The sequence below is a fragment of the Rubrivivax sp. A210 genome, assembly GCF_904426505.1.
GTDB lineage: Bacteria > Pseudomonadota > Gammaproteobacteria > Burkholderiales > Burkholderiaceae_C > Rubrivivax.
Genome location: NZ_CAJGBN010000007.1, coordinates 26,559 through 51,858, shown reverse-complemented (window position 1 = coordinate 51,858; position 25,300 = coordinate 26,559). Strand labels below are relative to the sequence as shown.

The following is a 25,300-nucleotide window of genomic DNA, read 5'->3' as shown; positions in this document are numbered from 1 at the left end:
CGCCCGGACGGCCCGCCGCGGCGACAGTGGCGGCAGCGCCGGCCTTCACTACACTGGCGCGCCATCCACGCTCACTGACGGGAGCCTTCCATGCTCAAGCGGCTTGCGGCCTTGTTGACCGCCTTCCTCGCGCTGGCGGCGTCCGCGGCCGGCACGGCGATCTACGACGAATCCGCCGACGCCAAGGCGCAGATCGCCGCGGCCTTGCGCGCGGCCGGCGGCTCGCGCCAGCAGGTGCTGGTGGTCTTCGGCGCCAACTGGTGCGGCGACTGCCGCATGCTGGACACGGCCTTCAAGAGCGGCGCCAGCGCGGCCCTCATCGCCGCGCGCTTCAAGGTGGTGAAGGTGGACGTGGGCCGCTTCGACCGCAATGTCGACGTGGCCGAAACCTACGGCGTGCCCTTGAAGAAGGGCATCCCGGCGGTGGTGCTGCTGAACGCCGAGGGCCGCCCGGCCGCCGCAACCCGATCAGGCGAACTCGCCGACGCCCGCAAGATGGGCGACCAGGGCATCCACGACTTCTTCACCCGCCTGGACGCGGCGCCGAAGTGACGACGGGCCGGCGCTGTTGAGCGCGCGGCCCGCCGCCGATCCGCGGGTGCTTTAGAGGCCGGCGACCTTGCGCGCCTCGGGGGCGGCCTTGGCGGCCACCTTGGGCTCGGCCTTGGCCGCGGCGACCCTGGCCTTGGGGCTGGCCTTCTCGGCCACGGCCGCCTTGCTGTCGCCCGCGGGCGCCATGGCTTCCTTGGCGGCGTCGCCCGGACAGGCCAGCGCACTGCCGGCCACGAACACGAGGGAGATCAGGAGGAGCTGCTTCATCTGCGTGCCTGCTGCGGTTGGGGATGAGGGGCGCCATCATGCGCCACGACGAAGACCCGCCGCAACAAGTGGATTCCCGTCTCGGGCCGGGCCTGTGCCCGTGCCTTCACTCCGCGACCGTGTCGACCTGGACGGCGCTCACCGGCCGATGGCGATCAGCGGCGGCCCGCACGTTCAGCCAGGCGCTGGCGGCGCCGCAGATGCCGATGGTGGCCATGCCCAGCCAGCTCCAGCCGTCGGGGGCCAGGCCGAACACGATGTAGCCGGCCAGCGCGGCCACCAGCAACTGCACGTACTGGAAGGGCATCAGGGTCGAGGCCGGGGCCTTGCCCAGTGCCAGGATGAGCAGCAGGTGGCCGGTGGTGCCGAGCACCGCCACCGCCACCAGGCCGCCGACCTGGAGGCTGGGCGCGGCCAGCAGGGTGTCGATGGGATCGGCCACGCTGGCCAGCAGCAGCGGCGTGGCCAGCGTGACGCCGGTGACCCCGGTGTAGAAGTTGGTGGTGTAGGGATCTTCGTGCGGCGCGAAGCGGCTGGTCATGATCTGGAAGGCGGCATTCGAGAAGGCTGCGGCCAGCGGCAGCAGCGCCGCCCAGCCGACGATGCCGCTGCCGGGGCGCACGACGATCAGCGCCCCGATGAAGCCGCCCAACACCAGCAGCCAGCGCAGGCGCGAGACGCTTTCCTTGAGCCACAGCCAGGCGATGAGCGTGGCCACCACCGGCGTCAGCATCACGATGGCGGTGAACTCGGCCACCGGCATGCGCCGCAGGGCGGCGAATGCCATCGTCGACGAGAAGGCCAGCAGCGCCCCGCGCGCAATCTGGAACATCGGGTTGGCGCTCCTGAACGAACCCTTGTCCGACAGCGCGATCCACAACGTCATGATGGCGGCGTGCAGGCCGTAGCGCGCCCACAGCACCAGGGCCACCGAGAAGTAGGCGCCGATGTAGCGGATCGTCGTGTCCATGGTGGCGAAGCAACTTGCCGCGCCCATCACGAAGGCGATGCCGAGCAGCGTGTGGTTGCGTGCGGAGGTGGACATGGGGCAGAGGCGATCCGGCCAGGGTGGCCTGTAATCTCATTGTCTCAGTGCGCCGCAGAACGCGGCGCGCACGCCCACCCTCAACCCATTGCCAGGAGAACCGAGATGAGCAAGGAGTTCGACCACCGCCGCGAGATCATCGTCCACGGCCTGAAGATGAACTCATCCGGGCTCAGCCAGGGCACCTCAGGCAACCTGAGCGTGCGCTGGTCCGACGGCATGCTGGTCACGCCCAGCGGCATCGCCTACGACGCGCTGCAGCCGGAAGACATCGTCTTCATGAAGCTCGACGGCAGCTTCGACCACCCGCTGGCACCCAGCAGCGAATGGCGCTTCCACCGCGACATCTACGTTGCCAGGCCCGAGGTCAACGCCGTCGTCCACGCCCACCCCACGCACTGCACGGCACTGGCCATCCAGGGCATGGAAATCCCGGCCGTGCACTACATGATCGCCAGCGCTGGCGGACCCAGCATCCGCTGCGCCAGCTACCACACCTATGGCACGGAAGCGCTGTCGGTGGCGGCCATCGCGGCGCTGGAAAACCGCAGCGGCTGCCTGCTCGCCCACCACGGCATGATCGCCACTGGCGCCAACATGGCCAAGGCGATGTGGCTGGCCGTCGAGATGGAGGCGCTGGCGCACCTCTACATCCTCGCGCTGCAGCTGGGCAAGCCGCGCATCCTGCCCGATGAAGAGATTGCGCGCGTGGTGGCGAAGTTCGCGCACTACGGGCTCAGGGAAAGAGCCTGAGCGCAGGCGCACCGAGCGCCACGGACGCGCTCTACCTCGACCACAGGGTCTTGCTCGGTGGCCCCCTGGCAGTGGTGACTGAGGGCTGCGCTGCCCACGGGCATGGCGGCAGCGACAATCGCCACCGCAGCGCATAGAAGGAAGAACACCCATGGGCAAGACACACAAGATCGCCGTCATCCCCGGCGACGGCATCGGCAAGGAAGTGATGCCCGAGGCGCTGCGCGTGCTGGCACGCGCCGAAGAGCGCTTCGGCTTCAGGCTGCAGGCCAAGGCCGTGGCATGGGCCAGCTGCGACTGGTACACGGCGCACGGCGAGATGATGCCCGCCGACTGGAAGACGCAGCTGCAGGACCAGGACGCGCTGCTCTTCGGCGCCGTGGGCTGGCCGGCCACCGTGCCCGACAACGTGTCGCTGTGGGGCAGCCTGCTCAAGTTCCGGCGCGAATTCGACCAGTACATCAACCTGCGGCCGGTGCGCCTGTTCGAAGGCGTGCCCTGCCCGCTGGCCGGGCGCAAGCCGGGCGACATCGACTTCCTCATCGTGCGCGAGAACACCGAGGGCGAGTACACCAAGCTCGGCGGCATCATGTACGAGGGCACGGAGCGCGAGATCGTGATCCAGGAGAACGTGTTCAGCCGCTTTGGCAGCGACCGCGTGCTCAAGTACGCCTTCGAGCGCGCCGCCGAGCGCCCGCGCCAGCACCTGACGGTGGCCACCAAGAGCAACGGCATCGCCATCAGCATGCCTTGGTGGGACGGCCGCGCCGACGCCATGCACGCGGCCTATCCGCAGATCACCGTCGACAAGCAGCACATCGACATCCTCACCGCGCGCTTCGTGCTGCAGCCGGACCGCTTCGACGTGGTGGTGGCCAGCAACCTGTTCGGCGACATCCTGTCCGACCTGGGCCCGGCCTGCACCGGCACCATAGGCCTGGCACCCTCGGCCAACCTCAACCCCGAGCGCAAGTTCCCCAGCCTGTTCGAGCCGGTACACGGCTCGGCGCCCGACATCTACGGCCGCAACATCGCCAACCCGGTGGCCATGATCTGGAGCGCGGCGCTGATGCTGCAGTTCCTGGGCGAGCAGGCCGCCCACGACGCCATCCTCGAGGCCATCGAGCAGGTGCTGGCCAGCGGGCCGCGCACGGCCGACCTGGGCGGCAGCGCCAACACCACCGAGATGGGGCAGGCCATCGCGGCGCTGATCTAGGTCGAGGCCGCGAAGCCCGCTGCTTCGCTTGCAACGGGCTTGAGCGGCCTGCCAGGCTGAGAGGCCCTCCCATGGGGCCTGCTCGGGTGCCCGATCCGGGCCACCGCAGGCTCAGCCCCTTTCGTACCAGCCCTGGGTCCGGTTGACGATGCGCACCACCAGCAGCATCACCGGCACCTCGATCAGCACGCCCACCACGGTGGCCAGCGCCGCACCCGACTCGAAGCCGAACAGGCTGATCGCGGCGGCCACCGCCAGCTCGAAGAAGTTGCTGGCGCCTATCAGGGCCGAGGGACAGGCCACGCTGTGCCGCTCGCCGAGCTGGCGGTTGAGCCCGTAGGCCAGGCCCGCGTTGAAGAACACCTGGATCAGGATGGGCACGGCCAGCATCGCGATGACCAGCGGCTGCCCGAGGATGGCCCGGCCCTGGAAGGCGAAGAGCAGCACCAGGGTGGCCAGCAGGGCCGTGATCGACCAGGGACCGATGCGGGCCAGGGCCGCGTCCAGGGCCTCCGGCCCGCGCGCCAGCAGCGCCTTGCGCCCCAGCTGCGCGATGAGCACCGGGATCACGATGTAGAGCACGACCGAGGTAATCAGCGTGTCCCAGGGCACGGTGATGGACGACAGACCCAGCAGCAGCGCCACGATGGGCGCGAAGGCAAACACCATGATGGTGTCGTTCAGCGCCACCTGGCTGAGCGTGAAGAGAGGATGGCCGTTGGTGAGCCGGCTCCAGACGAAGACCATGGCCGTGCAGGGCGCTGCGGCGAGCAGGATGAGTCCGGCGATATAGCTGTCGGCCTGCCCCGCGGGCAGGTAGGGCGCGAAGACATGGCGGATGAAGACCCAGCCCAGCAGCGCCATCGAGAAAGGTTTGACGGCCCAGTTGACGAAGAGCGTGACGGCGATGCCGCGCCAGTGCTGCTTCACCTCGCCGAGGGCGCCGAAGTCCACCTTCAGCAGCATGGGGATGATCATCACCCAGATCAGCAGGCCCACGGGCAGGTTGACCTTGGCCACCTCCATGCGCCCTATGGCCTGGAAGGGCGCCGGGAAGAACTGGCCCAGCGCAATGCCGACGATGATGCACAGCAAGACCCAGACGGTGAGCCAGCGCTCGAACAGGCTCATGGGCGCCGGAGCGGCGGGCGGTGTGGGCAGGGTGGCGGTGGACATGACCCATTGTTCACCGATATTTTCGGTCTCGCGCCGCAGCGCAACCTGGCCCACCAGCGTCCGCCGCAATGGAGATGCCGTACGGCCCGGCAGCGTTCAGCAGGTCTTGCAGCCCGAGGGCGCGCGCAACTCGCAGCCGGCCTGCGCCGACGCCTGGCAGCAGTGCGCCGTGAGGTAGCCCAGCAGCTCGTTCATGTGCGCCAGCGACGGCCGGTAGATCAGGTGGCGGCCGTCGCGCTCCTGGCTCACGAGGCCGGCATGCGTCAGCTCCTTGAGGTGGAACGACAGCGTGGAGCCGGGCACGTCCAGCAGGGCGGACAGCGCGCCCGGCGTCAGGCCGGCGGGCCCGGCGCCCACCAGCGCGCGAAAGATGCGCAGGCGCACTTCCTGCGCCAGCGCCGCCAGCGCGGTGACGGCGGTCTTCTCGTCCATGCTCGGCAGGGCAGTGCGGGCCTTCATGGCCGGACCTTCACGCGGGCCGTCGCGTCGGCGGTGGTCACCGCACCGGCGCCGTCGCCAGGCAGCGCCGACAAACGACGGCCCGGGGCCGTGGCCGGCAGCGCCAGCGTCACCAGCCAGCAGGCGGCGAGCATGGCGGCCGACCCGGCCAGCGAGAACAGCAGCCCGCCCCACTGGTAGAGCAGGCCCGACAGCAGGGTGCCGAAGAAGCGGCCCAGCGCATTGGCGGCGTAATAGAAGCCGACATCCTCGGCCGCCTTCTCCGAGCCGGCATAGGCCAGCACCAGGTAGGAATGCACCGAGGAATTGACGGCGAAGGCAAAGCCGAACAGGGCGAGCCCGGCGACCACCACCCATTCCAGGTTCGGCACTTTCATCGCCACCAGCACGGCCAGGGCTGCGGGCACGACGGCCAGCAGCGCCGACCACAGGCGCGCGGCCGGCACCTCGGTGCTGAGACCATCGTCGCTGCGCCGGATGAGGGCGGGTGCCAAGGCCTGCACCACGCCATAGCCTATGGTCCAGGCCGCCACGAAGCCGCTGACCATGGTGAAGTTCCAGCCCGAGGCATAGAGGAAGACCGGCACGCCGACCACGAACCACACGTCGCGCGCACCGAAAAGCGCCACCCGCGCGGCGGCCAGCAGGTTGATGCCGCGGTTCTTGGCGAACAACTCCTTGGCCGACTTCGAGGCCTTGCTCTTGCCCATCAGCGGCGGCACGAAGCTCACCACGCCGACGAAGACCAGCGCCAGGAGGCCGGCCAGCGTCCACAGCGCAGCCTGGAAGCCCAGCCCCTGCAGCAGCAGGCCGCCGAGGAAGAAGCCCACGCCCTTCATCGCGTTCTTGCTGCCGGTGAAGAAGGCCACCCACTTGAAGAGCTGGCCCGAAGCCTCGCCCGCCGTGGCCTTGATGGCCGACTTGCTGGCGGTCTTGGTCAGATCCTTGGCGACGCCGCAAATGCCCTGGGCGCCCACGACCCAGGCCACCGACAGCGCGGCCGACCACGACGGCGACAGCGCCGACATCAGCAGAAAGCCGCTGATCTCGGTGAAGAGGCCCACGCTGAGCATGCGCTTGATGCCATAGCGCGTGGCCAGCCAGCCGCCGATGAGGTTGGCCACCACGCCCATGGCCTCATAGAGCAGGAAGAGAAAGGCCAGCGTGAAGGGCGAGTAGCCCAGGCGGTAGAAGTGCAGCAGCACCAGCATGCGCAGCGCGCCGTCGCTGAGCGTGAAGCCCCAGTAGGCGGCCGTGACGATGGCGTAGTTGCGGGTGCCGGTGTTCATGCGCGCGGCGCTCCGCTCACAGACCTTGCTGCTGCATATGGCAGGCCAGGTCGACCATGCGGCAGGCGTAGCCCATCTCGTTGTCGTACCAGGCATAGACCTTGAGCAGCGTGCCGTCGGTGACCATCGTCGACGGCGCATCGACGATGCTGCTGCGCGTGTCGCGGGCGTAGTCGGCGCTGACCAGCGGGCGCTCTTCATAGCCCAGGATGCCGGCCAGCGCGCCCTTGGCGGCCTCGGCGAAGAGCTGATTCACCTCTTCGGCCGTGGTCTCGCGCTTCAGCTCGAACACGCAGTCGGTGAGCGAGGCGTTCAGCACCGGCGCGCGCACCGCATGGCCGTTGAGCTTGCCCTTCAGCTCGGGGTAGATCAGCGCGATGGCGGTGGCGCTGCCGGTAGTGGTGGGCGCCAGGCTCAGCATGGCGCTGCGGGCGCGGCGCAAATCCTTGTGCGGCGCGTCGACCATCAAATTGGTGTTGGTGGGGTCGTGGATGGTGGTGATCTGGCCGTGGCGTATGCCTATGGCCTCATGCACCACCTTCACCACCGGCGCCAGGCAGTTGGTGGTGCAGGAGGCGGCGGTGACGATGCGGTGCCGGGCCGGCTCGTACAGCCCGTGGTTGATGCCGACCACGATGTTGAGCACATCGCCTACCTTCACCGGCGCGGCCACGATCACGCGCTTGGCGCCGCGGTCCAGGTGGCTTTGCAGCGTCTCGGGCGTGAGGAACTTGCCGGTGCACTCCAGCACCACATCGACACCCAGGTCACCCCAGGGGATCTCGGCCGCCGTGGCGTGCGACGAGAACGACAACTCGCGCTCACCAATGCGGATGGCGCCCGCGCCCGCGGCGGCGATGCCGGCGCGCCAGCGGCCCTGCACGCTGTCGAACTCCAGCAAATGGGCGGTGGCTGCGGCGCCGCCCTTGAGCTCGTTGAGGTGTACCACCTCCAGCCGGTTGCCGGCGCGTGGATCGTCCAGCGGACGCTCGGCGGCCCCCAGGGCCGCACGCAGGGCCAGACGGCCGATGCGGCCCATTCCGTTGATACCGACTCTCATGGCTACCCTTCCCGCTTGCTGGTTTGCGCTACTGTTCAACAATCATCGAATGATGAGGTCCAGAGATGACGGTTGCGTGACGCCGCGGCCACAGGCTGCGTAGGTTGAGCGCCGGCCACCCCGCAGACCCCTGCATCCGCCAGCCGCGAGAATGCCCCCGCATGAAACACCCCCTCCGGCTGGCCCTTGCCCTCGGCGCCCTCGTCCTGCTGACCCTCACCGCCCTGCCCTTCTGGCAGGCACTGCAAGGCAAGCCGCAGGCGGCATCGCCCGCCGCTGAAATGGGCCTGCCCTGGCAGACCCGGGTGGGCGAGGACGGCAGCCTGCAGGTGTTCGGCCTGGCTGTCGGCCGCACCAGGCTGGCCGAGGCTCAGGACGTGCTCGGCGACAGCCTGCAGGTGGCCCTGGTGGCCAGGGTCGGCGAGGTGGGTGCGCTGGAGGCGCTGGCCGATCCCTTCAGAGCCGGCTTTGTCTCGGGCCGGCTGGTGCTGGCCTTCGAGGTGCCGCCGGCGCAGTTGCTGCGCTGGCGCGAAGGCGCACCACGCTCCGTGGCGATGGAAGGCGGCGTGCGCCGCTTCGAGCTGCTGCCCGCCGACCGCGAGCAGGCCCGCAGCGCCCTGCTGTCGGGCCTGAGCTTCGTGCCCACCGCGCGCCTGTCGCAGGAAGACGTGCAGCTGCGCTTCGGCATGCCTGCCCGGGTGCTGGACCCGCCCGGCGGCGGGCGCGCCCTGCTCTACCCCGAGCGCGGCCTGGTGGCCAGCGTGGCCCCCGACCGCAAGAGCGTGCTGCAGTACGTGGCCCCGGGCGATTTCGAGGCCCGCCTGGCTGCGCCTTTGGTCGCGGCAGCGGCTGCCTCCGGCGCGGCCAGCGCAGGCCGGTAGCGCGCGGACACACGCCCGCCCTGGCCGGCCTCAGCGTGCCGCCGGCGTTTCCAGCAGGCGCACCATGACTGCATAGCCGTGGGCGCGCGCCAGTTGCAACGGCGTCTGGCCTCCACGGTCGGCCAGCTCGCGGCTGGCGCCCGCGGCCAGAAGCTCGCGCACCACACCCTGGTGTCGCGGGCCGCCATCGCCCAGCACCACGGCTTCGATCAGCGCGGTCCAGTGCAGGTTGTTGACATGGTCCAGCGGCGCACCGGCCTTGATCAGCTGGCGCACCACGCCTTCGTGGCCCAGGTGGGCGGCGGCGATGAGCGCCGTGCCGTCGTAGCGGCTGGTCACCAGCTTGGCGCTGGCGCCGCCGGCCAGCAGCAGGACCAGCGTCTCATCGTCGCCCGCCACGGCGGCAATGGTCACGGCGTCGTAGCGGCCGCCTTCCAGTGCGGCGGTGTCGGCACCGGCCTTCAGCAGCGCCCGCACGGCGCCGCGCTGGCGCGCGAAGCTGGCCACATGCAGCGGCGTGCGGCCCTGCGGGTCGCGCGCCTCCAGCTGCGCCTTGGCGCCGGGCTGGGCCGCCAGGCGTTCGATGGTGGCCACGTCGCCGGTCCAGGCTGCCTTGTGCAGGCCGCCGTAGGCCGCGGCTTCCGCCGCTGTGGGCGACACCTGGGCCAGCGCGGGGTGGGCGGGCGCCAGGGCCAGCACCGCGACTTGCAGGGCCATCCACAAGGCAGCCCGGGCCACGCGGTGCGCGCTGCGCCCGGCACACGGGTTCGGGCCGGGATGACCCCAAGGCCGCGGCGCAGCGGGCTTCACTGCAGCTGCCACTTGTGCTGGTCCAGCGCGGCCGTGGCGCACTGCTCGTCCAGATTGCCGCCGGGCGCGCCACCGACGCCGATGGCGCCTATCACCTCCTGCCCCGCGCGCACCGGCACGCCGCCGCCCAGCAGCAGGAAGCCGGGGATGTGTACCAGGTTGGCGGCGGCCGGGTTCTTCTGCGCCGCCTCCATCATGGCCAGCGTGTTGTTCCTGGCCGAGGCCGAGGTGTAGGCCTTGGCCGCGCTGGCGTCCAGGGTGTGGGGGCCGGCATTGTCGGCACGGGCGACGGCCCGCACGCTGCCGGCGCGGTCGACCACGGTGGCGGTGACGGCGTAGCCATGGGCGGCGCAGTTGGCCACACTGGCCTGCGCCAGTTGCGTGGCCAGGGCCAGCGACATGTTTCGCTCGGTGCGCACGGCCTGCGCCGGGGCGTTGCCGTTGCCGTTGGCGTGGGCCGTCGCCGCAGTCAGGGCCAGGGCCAGAACGGTCAGCAAGGCAGGGGTCTTGTTCACGGGCATCTCCTTGTTGGAATGGGGTGACGCCACTGTAGAAAGACGTCGCCGCGCCCGCCATCCGGCCGCGCACGCGCCGCGCTGCGTAGATTTACGGATCGCTAGGGGTCGAGGGCGGCGCCGTACAGGCGGATCAGCTGCGCCAGCGATTCGGTGCCCAGCTTTTCCGCGGCATTGGCACGGTGCGATTCCACCGTGCGCGGCGACAGGCCCAGGGTCCGTGCCACCTGCTTGGCCGTGTCGCCGCGCACCACCTGCACCAGCACCTCGCGCTCGCGTTCCGACAGCCGGGCCAGGCGCTCCTGCGCGGCACGGTCGGCGGCCAGGCGCTGGCGCGTGGCGACGTGGCGGCGCACAGCGTCGTGCAAGGCTTCGAGCAGGCGCTCGTCATGCACCGGTTTTTCCAGGAACTCGGCGGCGCCGGCCTTGAAGGCGCGCCGGCACAGCTCCACCGTGCCGTGGCCGGTGAGCATGACCACCGGCTGGTCCACGCCTTCGGCCAGCAGGCGCTCCAGCAGGGTGATGCCCGAGAGGCCCGGCATGCGCACATCCAGCACCAGGGCGCCCACGGCCTCGCGGTCGAAGCCCTGCAAAAAGGCCAGCGGGTCGGCCCACTCCACCGTGCGCAGGCCCACGCTGCCTATCAGCAGCGCCAGGCTGCGGCGCACGCCTTCGTCGTCGTCAACGATCTGGATCAGCGGGCTGGTCATGCGGGGTTGCCAGGGGCAGGGACAGTGCGAACTCGGCGCCGTGGGGGCGCAGATTCTGCGCCGAGAGCCGGCCGCCCATGGCCACGGCCAGGCTTTCGCTCAGGCTCAGGCCCAGGCCCAGGCCGCCGGTCTTGGTGCTGGTGAAGGGCTGGAACAGGCGTGCCAGCACTTCGGGCGCCAGGCCCGTGCCGTGGTCGCGCACCACCAGCACGCCGTGGGATGCGCCCCGGGCCAGTGCCACGTCCAGCCGCTTGCGGGGGGGCGGCACTTCGGCCATGGCCTGCAAGGCGTTGCGCAGCAGGTTGTGCATGATCTGCGTCAGGGCCACGGGCTCGGCCAGCACGATGCAGGCTGGCCCGAGCAGCCGCACGTTGATGCCGGCGGCGCTGAACTCGGGTTGCAGCAAGGCCAGCGCCTGCTGCGCCACGGTGCGCAGATCCTGGGGTTGCAGCGGCGGCGCGGCCTCGGGCTGTTCCAGGCGCTTGCGCAGGCGTGCCACCACGTCGGCGGCGCGGCGGGCCTGGGTGGCGGTGAGATCCAGGGCTTCCACCAGCGGCGCCGGGGCATCGTCGTCCAGCATGCGGCGCGCGGCCTGCGCGCCCGACAGCACGGCCGTCAGCGGCTGGTTCAGTTCGTGGGCCAGGCCGGCGGCCATTTCGCCCAGCGTGTTCAAACGGGCCACGCGGTCCAGGCGCAGCAACTCCTCGGCGCGGCGGCGCGCGCCGCGCTGGCGGTGCAGCGTGGCAGCCAGTGCCGTGGCCGCGCCCAGGGCGGCGGCCAGCGCGGCCAGCGGCGCCCACGGCCAGTCGGCGGGGCCGGTGGCGCGCTGCACCTGCAACTCGAAGGGCTGGCTGCGTGGGCCCAGCGTCTTGGCGAAGCGAAAGCCCGGGGTGGCGCCCAGGGCCGGCGCGCCGGGGCTCAAGACCAGGGCCTGTTCGCCCAGCACCAGGCGCACGGCCACCTTGCCGGCGGCGGCATAGGGCCAGTCGACCCGCGGCAGCCAATGGTCCATGCCCACCACCAGGGCCACGGCCTCGGGGCCTGCGGCCTGCAGCAGCGTGAACTGCCGCAGCGCCGGGTCGAAGCCCGCCACCACCGCCTGGCCGCGGCTGCGCGACAAGGCCACGGCTGCCGCATCGCCGCCCCGCTGCACGCGCAGCACCTGCGGAACCAGCGCCGGCAGGCGGGCCTCGGCGTCGGCCTGCGGTGCCAGCAGCACCAGCGTGGCGAGCACGGCCTCCAGTTCGGCCGCGCGCTGCGACAGCAAACGGTGGGCCGTGCGCGCCTCGGCCTGGAAGGCGTCGCGGCGCTGCGCGATGTCCCAGCGCACCAGGGCCGTGCCGGCCAGCAGCCAGGCCACGGCAAACAGGGCAAGCCAGCGCAGGCGGGTCATGGGCCGGCATTCTGGATGCATTCAGGCCAGGCGCAGCGCGGCAACCCTGAGCCGGCTGCGCCCGTCGCTTTGCGGTTAAAAGTGGCGCCGGCGGAGCATCAGAACGCCATCGCCATCCACTTCGAGGACGATATCGCCATGTACCGACCGACTGCCCTGCTTCTCGCAATGTCCGCGCTGGCCAGCCAGGCGCAGGCCGAAACCCTGAGCTACACGCTCGACCCCAACCACACCTTCCCGAGCTTCGAGGCCGACCACATGGGCCTCTCGCTGTGGCGCGGCAAGTTCAACCGCAGCAAGGGCAAGGCCACGCTGGATCGCGCGGCGGGCACCGGCACACTCGAAGTGACGATAGACTTGGCCAGCGTGGACTTCGGCCTGGACGCGATGAACAAGTGGGCGCGCGGCAAGGACTTCTTCGATAGCAAGCGCTACCCGGCGGCCACCTACAAGGGCCGCTTCGCCGACTTCCGCGAGGGCGCACCGACCAAGGTCGCGGGAGAGCTGACGCTGCACGGCGTGACGCGGCCGGTCGAGCTCACGATGAACGGCTTCAAGTGCATACCGCATCCCATGCTCAAGCGCGAGTACTGCGGCACCGATGCCACGGCCAGCTTCAACCGCGCCGATTTCGGGCTCGACATGGGCAAGGACTACGGCTTCCGCATGGAGGTCATGCTGCGCATCCAGGCCGAGGCGGTGGCCGACAAGTGAGGCGCGGGCCCGTCAGCGAAGCGCGTGCAGCGGAGACCGGCGCAGCAGCGCCAGCGCGCCCAGGCCGGCGAGCACCATTGCCAGACCGCCGGGCTCGGGCACGGCGCTGGCCGCGGGGCTGACGCTGTAGCTGCCAAAGCCCAGCAGCGTGGCGCCGGCCGCATCGCGGCCCTGGTAGCTCAGGAAGGCCTGGCCCAGGTCGAAGAAGCCGGCCGTGAACTGCACTTGCGGGCGCAGCGCCAGGTCAGCCGAGCCCGTGTCCAGGAAGTCGATGCCGACAAAGCCGCCGGCGGCGAAGACGGCTGCCGGCAGCGTGCCGGCATCGGCCGTGGCCAGGCTGTAGGTCTGGCCGCCGAAATCCAGCAAGAAGGCCTGCAACGCCACGCTGCCGTCGAAGCCGGCGACGGGCTCGTCGTAGCCGAAGCTGCCGCTGAACGTCAGGCCCGCCAGCGGCCCCGAATCGGTGGCGCCTTCAAAGCTGAACGTCGCCGCCTGCGCCGCGGACGCGCCCAGCGTCAACTGAAGGGCCAGCAGCAATGCCGGCGGCAGGCCGCGGGCGCATCGAACCAGGGTGGAGGCTTGCATGATGGACGCTCGCGGGCTCAGAAGACGAAGTTGGCGCTGGCGAGCACGCTGCAGCCACGGCCCCGGATCAGCACCATCGGGCGCGGCGCGGCCGCGCCGGCGGCGTCGGGATCGATGGAGATCATGGCGTCGGCACCCGAGGCGGCGCAGCGGACGTAGCCCTGGCCTATGGGGTTGGTGCTGCTGATGCCCAGGGCCTGCAGCACGGCACGCAGCGAGATGGTCTCGAGGCCGGGCTGGAAGTCGGTGATCGTGGCCCCGCCCGCGAAGCTGGCGCTGAAGACGAACTGGTCATTGCCGCCACCGCCGGTGATCGTGCGCCGGCCGGCGCCGCTGATGATGATGTCGTCGCCCGCCGTGCCGGTAACGCTGGTGCTGGCCGCCGTGGCGGTGATGGTCTTGTAGATGTTCAGGCCCAACAGCACCGGGTCGTGGTCGGACGAGCGGAAGGGCGTGGCGGCATAGGGGTCGTCGGGGCACAGCGCGCCGCCGGTGCAGGTGAGCGGCGCCTTGAACTCAAGGTTGTAGTCGGCCAGCGCGGTCTCGTCGGCATTGATGTGCCAATGGGCAACGCGGTTGACGCGCGTGGCCATGCTGGCGTTGGCGATGGCGTGGTCCAGGCGACCGGCGGCGCCGTCGAAGACATAGGAGTAGCCGAAGCCGCCGAAACGGGCCACCTGGTCGCTGTAGCCGCTGCTCACGAGGTCGAAGATCGGGTCTTCCTGGGCATAGGCGTTGAAGTCGCCGATCAGCAGCACGTCGTTGCTGCCGGCTGCCGCTTGCACCTGGGCCACGAAGGTGCGCAGGCGCTGGGCCTGGGCCAGGCGCAGCGCGTTCCAGCAGCCCTGGCCGTCGCCGATGTCGTTGTTGCCGGCGAAATCGGGGTCGCCGGCGGCCGGGCAGCTGCCCTTGGACTTGAAGTGGTTGACCAGCAGCGAGAAGCGCTCGCCGTTGGGCATCACGAAAGGCTGGGCCAGCGTCGGGCGGTTGTTGATGGCGTCGGTGTCGCTGAGGGGCGCGCCCACCGGGGTCATGCGCGAGGGCTTGTAGATCATCGCCACGCGGATGGCGTCGCTGCCCGTGCCCCGCGCCGGCAGCGCGACGGCCGCATAGGTGCCGGCGCCGACGCGGGCATTGAGCGCATCGACCAGGTTCTGCACCGCAGTGCTGCCGTTGTTCTGGATCTCCATCAGGCCCAGCACGTCGGCATTGAGCGCGGCCATGGCTTCGACGATCTTGGCGCGCTGGCGCTGGAACTCGGCCAGGCTGTCGGCACCGCGGCAGTTGGCCGCACTCACCGCGCCACCCAGGCTGCAACCCTGGCCGGTCTGGCCGCTGGCGGTGGCGCCGTTGCCGAAGGTGGTGAAGTAGTTGAGGACGTTGAAGCTGGCGACCCGGATATTGCCGCCCACCGCCTCGGGCGCGGCGCTGCGCGGGTTGGCGGTGGCGAAGACCGGCGCCACCGTGGGGTGGATCCTGGTGTCGCCGAAGCCGGCCGTGCTGCTGGTGGCCAGGCCGTAGTCGATGACGCCGGTGATGGCGCCCACCGTGTCACCGGCACGCGGCAGGGCGCCGGCGCCCAGATAGGGCGTGGGGCGCGGGTTCTGCAGCGAAGTGCCGTCGTCCAGGATGATGCGGCGGCGCGCGTTCTCGTCGGCCAGGGCATTGGCCTGGGCGCCGGGGCGGAAGCGGTTGGTCGGGGTCTCGAGCCGGCCACCGGCAGCCAGGGTGAGCTGGCCGAAGCGGCCCTGGAAGAAGTTCTGTGCCACCGTGAAGGGGCCGGCGAGCGTGACCAGCATGCCCTCACAGCGCTCGAGATCGCCCTCCACCGCCTCGGGCAGGGTGACGGCGGTGGGCGTGATGCCGAGGCCCGTGCCCTGCAGCGTGACGGCGGTGACGCTGCTCAGCTGGGTGACCGTGTGGGCCGCAGTGTCGGCATTGCCGGCGGCGCCGGTGTTGAACTCGACCACCGTGCCCGCCACCTGCACCAGATTGCCCACGGCCACGGCCGGGAAGGCGGCGGTGCCGGTGAAGACGAAGATGCCGTCCGAAGTGGCCGGGTTGGCATCGCCCACCAGGTCCTGCATGAAGAAGCCGTTGTTGGTGAGCTTGGTCACCACGCCGTGGCTGAGCACCACCTGGTTGAGCAGCGGGCTGGTGCTGCCGCTGCCCTGGATGCTGTAGATCGCGATCTCGGCGCCCGCGGGCGGCGGCGTGACGATGCCGCACGCGGCGAGCGTGCTGACACTGTTGCGCGGGTTGGGCGGCGCGACGGCAAAGTCGGCGCTGTTGACATTGCTGTCGGTGCAGCCATTGGCGGCGCGCAGCACGGCCAGAGTGTTGGAAGGTGCGGCGGTCGGGCTGCTGCCTTCGGAGCAACTGGCGGTGCTGCCATAACCGACGAAGTCGATGACGCCCGCCGTCGGGCAGACGCCGGTCAGCGCGGCGGCACCGTTCACGAGCGCCACCTTGCCGGCGGTGCCCGACATCGCGATGCTGCCGGTGGCGTCCGGCGTCGGCAGCGGCGTCGTTCCGCCGGTGCCCGCGGCCTGCTGCACCAGCAGGTAGCCACCGGGCGGGATGGTGCCGGCCAGCGGCGTGGCAGTCCAGCTGGTGCCGGCGGCCGAAGCGTATTGCACCGACCAGCCGGTCACGCTGGCGGCGCTGGTGCCGTTGTTGAACAGCTCGATGAAGTCATTGCGGTACGTGGCGCCGGTATTGCCGCCGCCGCCGTAGACCTGGCTGATGACCACGGCGGCGTCGGCCGGAGCCGCCAGGCCGGCCAGCGCAACCGGCAGGGCCAGGGCCCAGGCCTGGGCCGGGCCCGGGCGATGGGTGCGCTGTCGCAAATCTGCCGCGCGTGATCGGCACAATGCCGCCCACTCGAACAGGCCGGAGATCAGGGCAGCCGTCAGGGCAGGCCAGACGCGGGGCGAGGGCAGTCGGGGTGTGGGCATGGTCTCGGGCAGAAGTGAAGCAGGCGATGCTGGCGCAGGCGGATGTCAGGCTGATGGCAGCCGCATGGTCCGTAGCGGCCGGGGTGGCCGAGGCGTCGGGCTTTGAGCGGCGGGCCTGAAGCCGCCCGGCCACGGGCCGCGCTGTTCGAACTGGACGAAATCGAGACGCTGGCGCGCCAGGCCGGTGCGGCCCTGCACTGCCGCAGTGTCTGCGAGATCACGACCGGCGGCGCCGCCTATCCGGTGTATGCGCTGACGCTGGGCAACCCGGCACCCGAGTGCGCGGCCGTCGGCTTCTTCGGCGGCGTACACGGGCTCGAGCACATCGGGGCCCAGGTGGTGCTGGCCTGCCTGCGCAGCATCGTCGCGCGCCTGGCCTGGGACGACTCCCTGCACCACCTGCTCGAACACCTGCGCCTGGTCTTCATGCCGGTGGTCAACCCCGGCGGCATGCTGCGCCGCACGCGAGCCAACCCGCGCGGCGTGGACCTGATGCGCAATGCCCCGGTAGAGGCCGCCACGGGTGCCGCCTTCATGCTCGGCGGCCAGCGCCTGAGCGCCACCCTGCCTTGGTACCGCGGAGTCGCCGGCCAGCCCATGGAGGCCGAGGCGCAAGCCTTGTGCGAGGTGGTCACGGCCGAACTGCTGCCGCACCGCCTGGCCATCAGCGTCGACTGCCATTCGGGCTTCGGCCTCAGCGACCGTCTGTGGTTTCCGTATGCCCACACGGCGCGGCCCATCGCACAGTTGCCCGAGCTGCAGGCCTTCAAGGCGCTGCTGGACGCCACCCTGCTGCACCACCGTTATGTCTTCGAGCCGCAGAGCCGCCAGTACCTGACCCACGGCGACCTGTGGGACCACCTGCACCAGGTGTCGCTGGCGGCGGGCGACCGCGTCTTCCTGCCGCTGACGCTGGAGATGGGTTCCTGGCTGTGGGTCAAGAAGAACCCGCGCCAGCTGTTCACGCGTCACGGCATCTTCAACCCCCTCATCGCGCACCGCCAGCAGCGCGTGCTGCGCCGCCACATGGGGCTGCTGGACTTTGTGATGCGCGCCGCGATGAGCCATGCGCGCTGGCTGCCCGCGCCCGCCGAGCGCGAGGCCTTGCAGCGCCAGGCGCTGGCCCACTGGTACGGCCCGAGGGCATGGTGAAGACCTGGGTGCTGCTGCGGGGCCTGACGCGCGAGCAGGCGCATTGGGGCGAATTCCCGTCCACCCTGGCGCAGGCCCTGCCCGGCACGCGCATCGTGACCGTCGACCTGCCCGGCGCCGGCCAGCTGCGCCACCAGGCCTGCCCCTGGCGCGTCGAGGCCATGGTGCAGGCCTGCCGGGATCAGCTGGCCGAGGCCGGAGCGGCGCCGCCGTATGCGCTGCTGGGGCTGTCGCTGGGCGGCATGGTGGCCAGCGCCTGGGCCCGGGCCTGGCCGCAGGAGCTGGCGGCCCTGGTGCTGGTCAACACCAGCCTGCGGCCCTACAGCCCGCCCGGGCGCCGCCTGCGCGCGGCGCTGTGGCCGCAGCTGCTGCGCCTGCTGGCCAGCGATCGCGGCGCCGAAGAGGCCATCCTGCGCCTGACCAGCAGCCGCCCCGAGCGCCATGCCCAGGCGCTGGCCTGCTGGCAGGCCGTGCGCGAATCGCGGCCGGTGAGCCGCGCCAATGCGCTGCGCCAGCTGCTGGCCGCCGCGCGCTACCGCTGGAGCGGGCCGGCACCGGCGCTGCCATTGCTGCTGGCCTGCAGCGAGGGCGACAGGCTGGTCGACCCCGGATGCTCGCGCCTGATCGCCCGCGCCTGGAGCGCCGAAATCGTCAGCCACCCGCGTGCTGGCCATGACCTGCCGCTGGACGACGGGCCCTGGCTGGCGCAGCGGATCGCCCAGTGGCAGGCAGCCCAGCGCGTTGCGCCCGCCAGATGATCCCGCTGCCTCGCTGCCTCGCTGCATTGCGGCTCGCCCTGCAGCCGTTCACTCAGCAGCGCAGGCGCAGCGGTCGCATCGCTGGGGGCCGGCGCCGCCAGAAGGCCTGGCGCCGGCTCAGCCGATTCGCTGGCAGCCGTTCTCGACCCAGGCCAGGGCGCTGGCGGGCGTAAAGCGGAAGTCGGCGTTGACGCGCTGGCTGGCCAGGCGTTCGCCGTTGGCGCGGGTGGCGGCGAGCAGGGCATGCGGGTCGTCGTCGTCGGGCACGATGTCCAGCGTGACGGTGACGCGCCCGGCGGAAGTCTCCACCGCCTGGCTCTTGTGCAGGCGGGCATGAAGCTGCTGCTCATGGCGGCGCAGCACCTCGGACGCCGTCTTCACCAGCGTGTGGAAGGCGTTGGTGTCCAGCGGCTTGGGGTTCTTCTTGTCGCGGCCCATGGTCCAGGGGCCGGTCAAGGCGGGTTCCGGGTCGCCTTGGCGCGTCATCTCGACGGCCCAGCCTTCGTCGTCGTTGTTCTTGATCACCCGCGCGGTCCAGCCTTCGTCGCGCCACAGGCGCGGCTCGCGGATGGCTTCGTTGTCGTCTTCGGGGTGCGGCCTGGGTTCCATGGCCCGGATGGTAGCGGTGCCTTCGACAAGGCAAGCAGGACACGGCGGATCGCCGAATGGCAGGCCGTTCAGCGTGCAGCGCCGAAGAGCTGAATCAACAGCTTCTCAGCCTCGCCGCGTTGCGGCTGAACCCGCACCAGTTCATGCAACAGCGCACGCGCCGCGGCCTCATCGCTGCGGGCCAGCGCAGCCGCGAGCCTCAGCAAGGGGTCATAGGCGGGCCGGAAATCGGGGCTGGTGCGCAATGCGGCCAGCAGCGGCTCGCGCACCTGGGCCAGCATCTGGCGCGCGTCGCCCGCGGGGCGCACATGACGGCCGGCGGCGATGAAGCCGTCGCGGGCACGCCAGTAGGCTTGCAGGCGGCGCAGGTCCGCCGCGGTAGCCGGGGTGTCGACGAGTTCGGCTGCACCGAGCGAGAAGCCGGCAAGCAGTTCGAGCAAGCGGTCGCGCGGCAGCGAGTCGTTGGCATAGATGAGGCGGGGCGCACGGTAGGCAACGACGGGCAGGTCGTCGGTATTGACCGGGGCGCCGTCGGCAAGGCGGGCGAGGGCGTGCGGCCCGGCGACGAAACCGCCCAGCAGCGCCCAGGGGTCGGCAATCCCGTAATCCGCCAGGTCCTGCGGCAGCGTGTGGCTTGCCAGCCGCCGGCCGGTCTGCGCGAGGTCGAAGTGGCGGCCGTCGTCGCGCGCCACCAGGCCCAGCACCGGCGTCTCCAGGCTGTTGGTGGCCAGCATGGCCCAGGCGCCGGGATAGACCTGCATGAAGGACGCGACGATGCTGCGCAGCGTCGCCAGGTCCAGCTGGTGCAGCGGCAGCCATTGGCAGAACAGGCCGCCGGGGGCCAGGCGCTGGCGCACGGCCTGGAAATGCTCCACGGTGTAGAGCGAACCCGAGCCGCTGCGCGCCGGATGAAAGTTGTCGGCCACGATGACGTCGTAGCGCGGACCGGCGGCGCGCACGAAGCGCCGCGCATCGGCCGCCACCACGCGCAGGCGCTGGGGGACATCGGCCGCCACGAAATGGGCCGACGCGGCAATCACCTCGGGCAGCAGCTCGGCAGCGTCGACCTGCAGCGAGGGGTCTGCCGCCGCCGCAGACGCCGTGACCCCGGTGCCCAGGCCCAGGAACAGCACCCGCTGCGGCCCGGGGTGCAGCAAGACCGGCAGCAGGCCCTGGCGCGCATCGGTGAGCCGCGTGCCGCTGCTGCCCTCCTGCTGGCGGTTGTTGATGCGCAGACGGGCCACGCCGGCGGCGTCTTCCACCACGCTCACCGCGGCCAACGTGCCTTCGCGGTAGCTGAGGATGCGCCCGCCCTCGGGCACGTCGACAAAGGCCAGCGGCGGCGCCCAGACGGCCAGCGCCGCGGCGGCGCCGCCCAGCGCCAGCGTGGCCGCCTTGATGCGCGGCAGGGTCAGCGCCAGGTAGCCAACCACCAACGCCAGCAGGCTCGCCTTGGCGCCCAGCGCCGGCACCAGCAGCACGCCCAGCAACGGCGGCGCCGCCGCGGCGCCCAGGGTGTTGGCGGCCAGGGCCGCGCCCAGGCCGGCCCCGCGCGAACGCGCGGCCAGGTGGCTGAACAGCGCGCCCATCGCCAGCGTGGGCAGGATGAAGGCCAGGCCGGCCAGCACCGCCTCGGCCGCCAGCGCCGCGGCCATGGCGTCGAGCACGCGGCCCTGCAGCGCCGGCTGCACCGCCTGTCGCACGTCGTCGGCGAACCACAGCCCGGTCGTGCCCAGCAGGCAGGCCAGCGCCACCAGGCGCAGCAGCCGGTCCTGCAGGGCTGCCGGTGCCGCGCCCGGCTGCCAGGCCAGGCCCCAGCGCTGGTAGGCTGCTGCCCCGGCCGCCGTGCCACCCAGGTACATTGCCAGCAGCAGGGCGAAGGTGTAAACCGTGTCCTCGCACACCTGGCTCAGCACGCGCACCACCAGCACCTCGTAGCCTATGCCCAGCAGGCCGGTGGCGGCCAGCAGCCACAGCAGACGCTTGCCGCTGCCACCGCCGGCATCCAGCGCCGCCGGCAGCGGCCCGCCGGCAAGCGCCAGCGCACCGGCGGCGCACAGGAGGTTGAGGCCGCCACACAGGGCCGCCGTCTGCGCCAGACCGAAGCCGGGCAGCCACCAGAACGCCACGACCAGCACGCCGGCCAGGGCCCCCAGCGTATTGGCGGCGTACAGCGCCGGGATGGCCCGACCCGCGGGATGCAGGCGGGCCGTGACGCGCTCCATCGCCGGCAGCGTGGCGCCCATGGCCGCAGTGGCCGGCAGCAGGCAGGCGAAGCTGCCGACCAAGGCCACTGCCCATTGCCAGGCCGCGCCGGGCTCGGCGCCGGTCCAGGCCAGCAGCTGCGAACTGAGGGGCGCCATCAACCAGGCCAGCACCAAGTTCCAGGCGGCGATGACGAGTTCGCAGCCCGCATACCAGCGCTCGGGCCGGGCGCTGCGCCGGATGCGCGAGCCCAGGGCCCAGGCGCCCAGCGCCAGGCCGCCGAAGAAGGCCGTCAGCACGGCCAGCACGGCCGCGGCCTCGTGGCCCAGCCAGAGCGCGCTCTGCTGCGTCCAGACGAGCTGGTAGCCCAGGCCGGCAAAGCCCGAGGCGACCATCACCGCCAGCGCCACGGCCAGCCGGCCGCGGCCTGTCCCTGGCTCGGTCGCGGCCCGCTCAGCCGGCAAAGGACACTGCATAGCCCCAGGAATCGAGCCGGGTCGGGATGGCGTTGAAGGCCAGGCTGATGCGCCGCCCGCCCGGGTTGGGCGGCACGGCATGCATCAGGTAGCTGGGGAACAGCATCAGGTCGCCGGGATCGGGGCTGGGGCTGACCCACTTGTCGGCGCTGTAGGGGCCTGGCGTCGTGCCCTTGTGATCATTGCGGAACGCGAAATCGGTGCCGCCGGGCGACTTCATGAACACGGTCTCGGCACCCTCGGCCGTGGGCGTGAGGTAGACGACGCCGGAGACGAAGCTGTTGGCGTGGTTGTGCATGGCCTGCTTGCCGCCGTTGTCCAGCACATTGACCCACATCTCCTTGATGGACCAGCCCAGGCGCTCGCCAAACAGCAGGCCACCAAAGTCCACCACCTTGGGCGTGACAAGAGCGGCCACCTGGCCATAGAGCGGGCTCTGCGACGGGTGCAGCATGCGCGTGTGCGACAGGTGGGCCGAAGAGCTGTTGGACTCGATGGCCTCGGCGCTGAAATGCGCCACCAGCGCATCGACCAGGCCCGGCGGCAGCGTGGCCGGCGCACGCAGCAACGGCGTGGCAAAGATCCCGATCACTTCATCCATCGTCACCCCGGCGCAAAGACCCACCAAAGACCCGCGCGGCGGGCAAACGGTCAGTCTATGCAGGGTCTGGCGACAGGACGATGACGCGCCCGCACGGCGTTGCTGTCTTCACGCTGTCACGGCCGCCGCCTAGCGTCGCGCCCCTTGAGCGCCCCGAGTTTGGGCCGCAGCTCCTGGAGGCACCAAAGCCATGAATGCAACCCCCTTGCGCCGCCAGCTGTTGCGCACCGGCCTGGCGCTGGGTGCAGCGCTGGCCCTGCCCGCGGCGCGCGCCTGCGAGTTCACCACCGGCACGCTGCGCGTCACCCACCCCTGGACGCGCGCCAGCGACGGCGACACGGCCGTGCTGTGCATGAAGTTCGACGAGGTGGTCGAGGCCGACCGCCTGGTGCTGGTGGAAACGCCCATCGCCACCCGCGCCGAGATGGCGGGCGAGCTGGCGCTGCCCCATGTGGACTTCCTGATCCCCGCGGGACAGACCGTCCATCTGGAGGAAGCGGGCACCTATGTGCGCCTGCTGGGGCTGAGATTTCCGCTTGAGCTCGGCCGCAGCTACCCGCTGCGCCTGGGCTTCGAGAAGGCCGGTGTCTTCAAGGCCAACCTCACGGTCGACTACGGCCGCTTCCGCTGAGGGCCAGCGCCAAGAGCGCCCGAGCCTTCATTCAAGGGGGGTCGCGGCGCGGTCACGGCGCCGACATCTCGCCTCCCTAGCCTCTTCCCGTCCCCAGGCCCAACCCGGCGGATGCCTGCAGCACCCGACCGCCTCCACCCCCATTCGAGACAGGAATCCTTCCATGAAGTTCAGATTCAGCCACCACCCCGTGGCCACCGCCGTGCTGGCAGCGGTCAGCGCCGCCGGCATGGTGACGCTGGCCACCGCCGGGCCGTCCGAGAAGGAAGGCCACCGTGCGACCAAGACCGCCGGCCGCTATGTGTCGGGCGACTTCCACAACCACACGACCTGTTCCGACGGCTCGATCTCGATGCAGAAGCTGGTGCGCAAGTCCACCGACAAGGGCGACGGCACCTACGGGCTCGACTGGTTCGTGCAGGCCGGCCACGGCGGCTCGGGCAACCGCAATTGCACGCTGGTGGAGGATGAATCGCTGGCCACGCCGGCCTACCCGCTGGTGGCGGGCCAGGGCCCGAACACGACCTGGGTGACCAGCGGCGTCACGGTCAAGGGCGACGTCAGCGGCAGCGGTGCCAACCGCAATATGTGGCGCTGGCAGGCGGTGCAGGAGTTCCAGTACCCGGTGCTGGAATACCTCGCGGCCAAGGACAACAAGCCGATGTTCCTGGGCATCGAATCGGTGGTTGCCGGCCACGAGCACAGCTCGATGTCGGTCATCACCGGCCAGATGCCTCTGGCCCTGGACACCGCGGTGCTGCCGGGCGCGCCGCCCTACACCGCGCAGGGCAATGCCAACGCGCTGGGCCAGTGGGCCTACTGCTTCGACCGCGGCGTGACCGACACCAGCCGCGGCGGCGGCCAGGGCTGGGACTGCTCGGTGCCGGGCAGCGCCAACGCGGCCGATGCGAGCTGGAGCGCGCTGGCGGCCAAGCTGGTGCCCGCCGGCGGCGCCGGCAGCGGCGTCAAGGGCCACAACAAGACGGTGGAGGCGGTCAAGTGGATGGCCGCCTTCCATGGCGAGGGCAGCTACTACGTGCCGGCCCACCTGGAGCGCGCCGGCCCCTTCAACCCCGACGGCAACAACGGCTTCAACATCGAGCACCTGCGCAACCTCAACAACGCCGCGCCGCGCGTGGCCTTCGGCATGGAGTCGCAGCCGGGCCACGGCGCCTCGTCGGACCGCGGCGAGTACGCGCCGCGCCGCAACCTGATTGCCGGCGTGCGCGTCGACTCGGCCGGCGGCACCACCTTCGGCGGCACCGGCGTCTATGCCGCGCAGATTGGCGGCGTCTGGGACGCCCTGCTTGGCGAAGGCCGCAACTGGTGGTTCTTCGCCAGCTCCGACTGGCACAACCGCGGCCAGTTCAGCGCCGACGACCGCCGCTCGACGCAGGACTTCCTGCCCGGCGAGTACCAGCGCAACTACACCTTCGTGCGCAACGGTGCCGACAAGCTGCGCCCGCAGACCATCGTCGACGGCCTGCGCAGCGGCAACAACTACGCCACCAGCGGCCAGCTGATCGACCGCCTGGCCTTCGCCGTCTGCGCCAGCGAGCGTGAAGCCGACGAGCACCGCCAGGACGGCAAGAGCAGCAAGACCGGCAAGGAAGGTCAAGGACGCGAGCACGGCCGCCACCGCGGCTTCGAGAGCGCGGCCGTCCACGCCGCGCGTGCCAACACCGAGGTCGCCATCGAAGGCTGCGCCACCATGGGCCAGAAGCTGGTGGTGCGCCCGGGCACCGACCTCACGGTGGTGATCGTCGTGCGCGACCCGGCGGGCACCAACTACGCGCCCTACACCTTCGCCAACCCCTCGCTCAAGCAGATCGGCATCGACCAGCCGCTGAACAAGCCGGTGCTCGACCACATCGACGTGATCCGCGGCTTCGTCAGCGGCTACAAGGCGCCGGGCTCGGCCGACTACGCCGGCACCTGGCCCAACAACTGGGCCTTCAACCCCGACCTGGCCACCGTGCCCGCGGCGGCCAGGAACACCAGTGCCACGCTGCACAAGACCTTCAACAGCCAGACCTGGACCGCCATCGGCGACGGCCTGCTGAAGATGAGCTTGCGCATCCCGGCGGTGAAGGCCTCGCAGTACCTGCGCCTGCGCGGCACCAACCTGCCCGCCAGCGTGCCCTTCGAGACCGATGCCAACGGCAACCCGCTGCGCGACCTCGAGACCAATGCCGGCGCCGTGAACGCCACCACCGCCACCAGCGGCGACGGCTTTGCCGAGAACGCCTTCCTGAAGATCCCCTGCACGACGGTGGGCACGACCGAGTTCGACGGCTGCCCCTCGCACCTGCCGACCAAGACGCTGGGCAGCTACACCGGCAAGTTCTCGGCCTATGACGTGGCGGCCTGGGCCGACCTCTGGTTCTACAGCAACCCGGTCTTCGTCGAGGTCAAGGGCTCGAGCGCCGTCGCCGGCGTCCGATAAGCCGCGCCATCGCTCCCCCAATGGCGCCGCGCGGCCACGC

Annotated in this window: 24 protein-coding genes; 9 read left to right on the top strand and 15 right to left on the bottom strand. The window is 71.1% G+C overall.

Going from position 1 to position 25,300, the window contains the following annotated elements; all coding sequences use genetic code 11:
- Nucleotides 1-90: 90 nt before the first annotated feature.
- On the top strand, nt 91-552 hold the full coding sequence (locus tag JMV16_RS06765) for a thioredoxin family protein (protein WP_201493425.1): 462 nt from the start codon (nt 91-93) through the stop codon (nt 550-552).
- A gap of 51 nt (nt 553-603) precedes the next feature.
- On the opposite strand, the gene JMV16_RS06760 is transcribed toward JMV16_RS06765, so the two are convergent.
- Nucleotides 604-819, bottom strand: a complete 216-nt coding sequence (locus tag JMV16_RS06760) for a hypothetical protein (protein WP_201493424.1) — start codon at nt 817-819, stop codon at nt 604-606.
- A gap of 106 nt (nt 820-925) precedes the next feature.
- Entirely contained in the window at nt 926-1,864 is a 939-nt protein-coding gene (locus JMV16_RS06755; RefSeq protein WP_201493423.1) for a DMT family transporter, read from the bottom strand.
- Between the two features lie 105 nt (nt 1,865-1,969).
- Between JMV16_RS06755 and JMV16_RS06750 the strand changes: the two genes are divergently transcribed.
- Entirely contained in the window at nt 1,970-2,617 is a 648-nt protein-coding gene (locus JMV16_RS06750; RefSeq protein WP_201493422.1) for a class II aldolase/adducin family protein, read from the top strand.
- A gap of 151 nt (nt 2,618-2,768) precedes the next feature.
- Nucleotides 2,769-3,833 carry a tartrate dehydrogenase gene (locus JMV16_RS06745; protein ID WP_201493420.1) on the top strand — a complete coding sequence of 355 codons (1,065 nt, stop codon included), beginning with the start codon at nt 2,769-2,771 and terminating at the stop codon, nt 3,831-3,833.
- Nucleotides 3,834-3,944: 111 nt separating this feature from the next.
- Here JMV16_RS06745 and arsB read toward each other — a convergent pair whose 3' ends face one another.
- The 4 genes from arsB to JMV16_RS06725 all read right to left on the bottom strand — a co-directional run bounded on the left by arsB (nt 3,945) and on the right by JMV16_RS06725 (nt 7,817).
- A complete protein-coding gene (arsB, locus tag JMV16_RS06740) occupies nt 3,945-5,009 on the bottom strand; it encodes an ACR3 family arsenite efflux transporter (RefSeq protein ID WP_201493418.1) in 1,065 nt (354 codons plus the stop codon).
- A gap of 96 nt (nt 5,010-5,105) precedes the next feature.
- Complete coding sequence (locus JMV16_RS06735) at nt 5,106-5,441, bottom strand: ArsR/SmtB family transcription factor (protein WP_201493482.1); 336 nt, start codon at nt 5,439-5,441, stop codon at nt 5,106-5,108.
- Between the two features lie 23 nt (nt 5,442-5,464).
- Complete coding sequence (gene arsJ / locus JMV16_RS06730) at nt 5,465-6,757, bottom strand: organoarsenical effux MFS transporter ArsJ (RefSeq protein WP_201493416.1); 1,293 nt, start codon at nt 6,755-6,757, stop codon at nt 5,465-5,467.
- A gap of 16 nt (nt 6,758-6,773) precedes the next feature.
- Nucleotides 6,774-7,817, bottom strand: coding sequence for an ArsJ-associated glyceraldehyde-3-phosphate dehydrogenase (locus tag JMV16_RS06725; RefSeq protein WP_201493415.1), 1,044 nt, complete (start codon nt 7,815-7,817; stop codon nt 6,774-6,776).
- Between the two features lie 161 nt (nt 7,818-7,978).
- Here JMV16_RS06725 and JMV16_RS06720 point away from each other — a divergent pair, with 161 nt between their 5' ends.
- Complete coding sequence (locus JMV16_RS06720) at nt 7,979-8,698, top strand: hypothetical protein (protein WP_201493414.1); 720 nt, start codon at nt 7,979-7,981, stop codon at nt 8,696-8,698.
- 30 nt (nt 8,699-8,728) lie between these two features.
- Here JMV16_RS06720 and JMV16_RS06715 read toward each other — a convergent pair whose 3' ends face one another.
- The 4 genes from JMV16_RS06715 to JMV16_RS06700 all read right to left on the bottom strand — a co-directional run bounded on the left by JMV16_RS06715 (nt 8,729) and on the right by JMV16_RS06700 (nt 12,126).
- The gene (locus tag JMV16_RS06715; protein WP_201493413.1) at nt 8,729-9,415 is read right to left on the bottom strand and encodes an ankyrin repeat domain-containing protein; all 687 of its coding nucleotides are present in this window, start codon (nt 9,413-9,415) and stop codon (nt 8,729-8,731) included.
- An 89-nt stretch (nt 9,416-9,504) separates the two neighbouring features.
- A complete protein-coding gene (locus tag JMV16_RS06710) occupies nt 9,505-10,023 on the bottom strand; it encodes a GlcG/HbpS family heme-binding protein (RefSeq protein WP_411565013.1) in 519 nt (172 codons plus the stop codon).
- A 101-nt stretch (nt 10,024-10,124) separates the two neighbouring features.
- The gene (locus tag JMV16_RS06705; RefSeq protein ID WP_201493410.1) at nt 10,125-10,733 is read right to left on the bottom strand and encodes a response regulator transcription factor; all 609 of its coding nucleotides are present in this window, start codon (nt 10,731-10,733) and stop codon (nt 10,125-10,127) included.
- Nucleotides 10,705-12,126, bottom strand: coding sequence for a sensor histidine kinase (locus JMV16_RS06700; protein WP_201493409.1), 1,422 nt, complete (start codon nt 12,124-12,126; stop codon nt 10,705-10,707). The genes JMV16_RS06705 and JMV16_RS06700 overlap by 29 nt, the downstream gene beginning before the upstream one ends.
- A 138-nt stretch (nt 12,127-12,264) precedes the next feature.
- Here JMV16_RS06700 and JMV16_RS06695 point away from each other — a divergent pair, with 138 nt between their 5' ends.
- Nucleotides 12,265-12,840 carry a YceI family protein gene (locus tag JMV16_RS06695; RefSeq protein WP_201493408.1) on the top strand — a complete coding sequence of 192 codons (576 nt, stop codon included), beginning with the start codon at nt 12,265-12,267 and terminating at the stop codon, nt 12,838-12,840.
- 12 nt (nt 12,841-12,852) lie between these two features.
- On the opposite strand, the gene JMV16_RS06690 is transcribed toward JMV16_RS06695, so the two are convergent.
- Both JMV16_RS06690 and JMV16_RS06685 read right to left on the bottom strand, forming a co-directional pair.
- Nucleotides 12,853-13,425 (bottom strand): PEP-CTERM sorting domain-containing protein, encoded by a 573-nt coding sequence (locus JMV16_RS06690; RefSeq protein WP_201493407.1) that lies wholly within the window; start codon nt 13,423-13,425, stop codon nt 12,853-12,855.
- A gap of 17 nt (nt 13,426-13,442) precedes the next feature.
- Nucleotides 13,443-16,382: an ExeM/NucH family extracellular endonuclease gene (locus JMV16_RS06685; RefSeq protein WP_201493406.1), complete on the bottom strand. Its 2,940-nt coding sequence runs from the start codon at nt 16,380-16,382 to the stop codon at nt 13,443-13,445.
- A 102-nt stretch (nt 16,383-16,484) separates the two neighbouring features.
- Between JMV16_RS06685 and JMV16_RS06680 the strand changes: the two genes are divergently transcribed.
- Complete coding sequence (locus JMV16_RS06680) at nt 16,485-17,534, top strand: M14 family zinc carboxypeptidase (RefSeq protein ID WP_236580395.1); 1,050 nt, start codon at nt 16,485-16,487, stop codon at nt 17,532-17,534.
- Nucleotides 17,528-18,292 (top strand): alpha/beta fold hydrolase, encoded by a 765-nt coding sequence (locus JMV16_RS06675; protein ID WP_201493405.1) that lies wholly within the window; start codon nt 17,528-17,530, stop codon nt 18,290-18,292. The genes JMV16_RS06680 and JMV16_RS06675 overlap by 7 nt, the downstream gene beginning before the upstream one ends.
- A gap of 117 nt (nt 18,293-18,409) precedes the next feature.
- Here the strand turns inward: JMV16_RS06675 and JMV16_RS06670 are convergent, their stop codons facing one another.
- The 3 genes from JMV16_RS06670 to JMV16_RS06660 all read right to left on the bottom strand — a co-directional run bounded on the left by JMV16_RS06670 (nt 18,410) and on the right by JMV16_RS06660 (nt 22,183).
- Nucleotides 18,410-18,901: a hypothetical protein gene (locus JMV16_RS06670; protein WP_201493404.1), complete on the bottom strand. Its 492-nt coding sequence runs from the start codon at nt 18,899-18,901 to the stop codon at nt 18,410-18,412.
- Nucleotides 18,902-18,969: 68 nt separating this feature from the next.
- Nucleotides 18,970-21,570, bottom strand: coding sequence for a fused MFS/spermidine synthase (locus JMV16_RS06665; protein ID WP_236580394.1), 2,601 nt, complete (start codon nt 21,568-21,570; stop codon nt 18,970-18,972).
- On the bottom strand, nt 21,560-22,183 hold the full coding sequence (locus JMV16_RS06660; protein ID WP_201493402.1) for a putative 2OG-Fe(II) oxygenase: 624 nt from the start codon (nt 22,181-22,183) through the stop codon (nt 21,560-21,562). The genes JMV16_RS06665 and JMV16_RS06660 overlap by 11 nt, the downstream gene beginning before the upstream one ends.
- Nucleotides 22,184-22,373: 190 nt before the next feature.
- Here JMV16_RS06660 and JMV16_RS06655 point away from each other — a divergent pair, with 190 nt between their 5' ends.
- Nucleotides 22,374-22,814, top strand: a complete 441-nt coding sequence (locus JMV16_RS06655) for a copper chaperone PCu(A)C (protein ID WP_201493401.1) — start codon at nt 22,374-22,376, stop codon at nt 22,812-22,814.
- 163 nt (nt 22,815-22,977) lie between these two features.
- Entirely contained in the window at nt 22,978-25,260 is a 2,283-nt protein-coding gene (locus JMV16_RS06650; protein ID WP_201493400.1) for a hypothetical protein, read from the top strand.
- Nucleotides 25,261-25,300: the final 40 nt, after the last annotated feature.

Excerpts from the sequence above, each read along its gene's own strand:
- JMV16_RS06715 (WP_201493413.1), bottom strand. The coding sequence starts at position 9,415 with ATGGCCCTGCAAGTCGCGGTGCTGGCCCTGGCGCCCGCCCACCCCGCG.
- JMV16_RS06690 (WP_201493407.1), bottom strand. The coding sequence starts at position 13,425 with ATGCAAGCCTCCACCCTGGTTCGATGCGCCCGCGGCCTGCCGCCGGCA.
- JMV16_RS06725 (WP_201493415.1), bottom strand. The coding sequence starts at position 7,817 with ATGAGAGTCGGTATCAACGGAATGGGCCGCATCGGCCGTCTGGCCCTG.
- JMV16_RS06760 (WP_201493424.1), bottom strand. The coding sequence starts at position 819 with ATGAAGCAGCTCCTCCTGATCTCCCTCGTGTTCGTGGCCGGCAGTGCG.
- JMV16_RS06720 (WP_201493414.1), top strand. The coding sequence starts at position 7,979 with ATGAAACACCCCCTCCGGCTGGCCCTTGCCCTCGGCGCCCTCGTCCTG.
- JMV16_RS06650 (WP_201493400.1), top strand. The coding sequence starts at position 22,978 with ATGAAGTTCAGATTCAGCCACCACCCCGTGGCCACCGCCGTGCTGGCA.
- JMV16_RS06695 (WP_201493408.1), top strand. The coding sequence starts at position 12,265 with ATGTACCGACCGACTGCCCTGCTTCTCGCAATGTCCGCGCTGGCCAGC.
- JMV16_RS06735 (WP_201493482.1), bottom strand. The coding sequence starts at position 5,441 with ATGGACGAGAAGACCGCCGTCACCGCGCTGGCGGCGCTGGCGCAGGAA.
- JMV16_RS06705 (WP_201493410.1), bottom strand. The coding sequence starts at position 10,733 with ATGACCAGCCCGCTGATCCAGATCGTTGACGACGACGAAGGCGTGCGC.
- JMV16_RS06655 (WP_201493401.1), top strand. The coding sequence starts at position 22,374 with ATGAATGCAACCCCCTTGCGCCGCCAGCTGTTGCGCACCGGCCTGGCG.
- JMV16_RS06700 (WP_201493409.1), bottom strand. The coding sequence starts at position 12,126 with ATGACCCGCCTGCGCTGGCTTGCCCTGTTTGCCGTGGCCTGGCTGCTG.
- arsJ (WP_201493416.1), bottom strand. The coding sequence starts at position 6,757 with ATGAACACCGGCACCCGCAACTACGCCATCGTCACGGCCGCCTACTGG.
- JMV16_RS06755 (WP_201493423.1), bottom strand. The coding sequence starts at position 1,864 with ATGTCCACCTCCGCACGCAACCACACGCTGCTCGGCATCGCCTTCGTG.
- arsB (WP_201493418.1), bottom strand. The coding sequence starts at position 5,009 with ATGTCCACCGCCACCCTGCCCACACCGCCCGCCGCTCCGGCGCCCATG.
- JMV16_RS06750 (WP_201493422.1), top strand. The coding sequence starts at position 1,970 with ATGAGCAAGGAGTTCGACCACCGCCGCGAGATCATCGTCCACGGCCTG.
- JMV16_RS06765 (WP_201493425.1), top strand. The coding sequence starts at position 91 with ATGCTCAAGCGGCTTGCGGCCTTGTTGACCGCCTTCCTCGCGCTGGCG.
- JMV16_RS06660 (WP_201493402.1), bottom strand. The coding sequence starts at position 22,183 with ATGGATGAAGTGATCGGGATCTTTGCCACGCCGTTGCTGCGTGCGCCG.
- JMV16_RS06675 (WP_201493405.1), top strand. The coding sequence starts at position 17,528 with ATGGTGAAGACCTGGGTGCTGCTGCGGGGCCTGACGCGCGAGCAGGCG.
- JMV16_RS06745 (WP_201493420.1), top strand. The coding sequence starts at position 2,769 with ATGGGCAAGACACACAAGATCGCCGTCATCCCCGGCGACGGCATCGGC.
- JMV16_RS06685 (WP_201493406.1), bottom strand. The coding sequence starts at position 16,382 with ATGCCCACACCCCGACTGCCCTCGCCCCGCGTCTGGCCTGCCCTGACG.
- JMV16_RS06670 (WP_201493404.1), bottom strand. The coding sequence starts at position 18,901 with ATGGAACCCAGGCCGCACCCCGAAGACGACAACGAAGCCATCCGCGAG.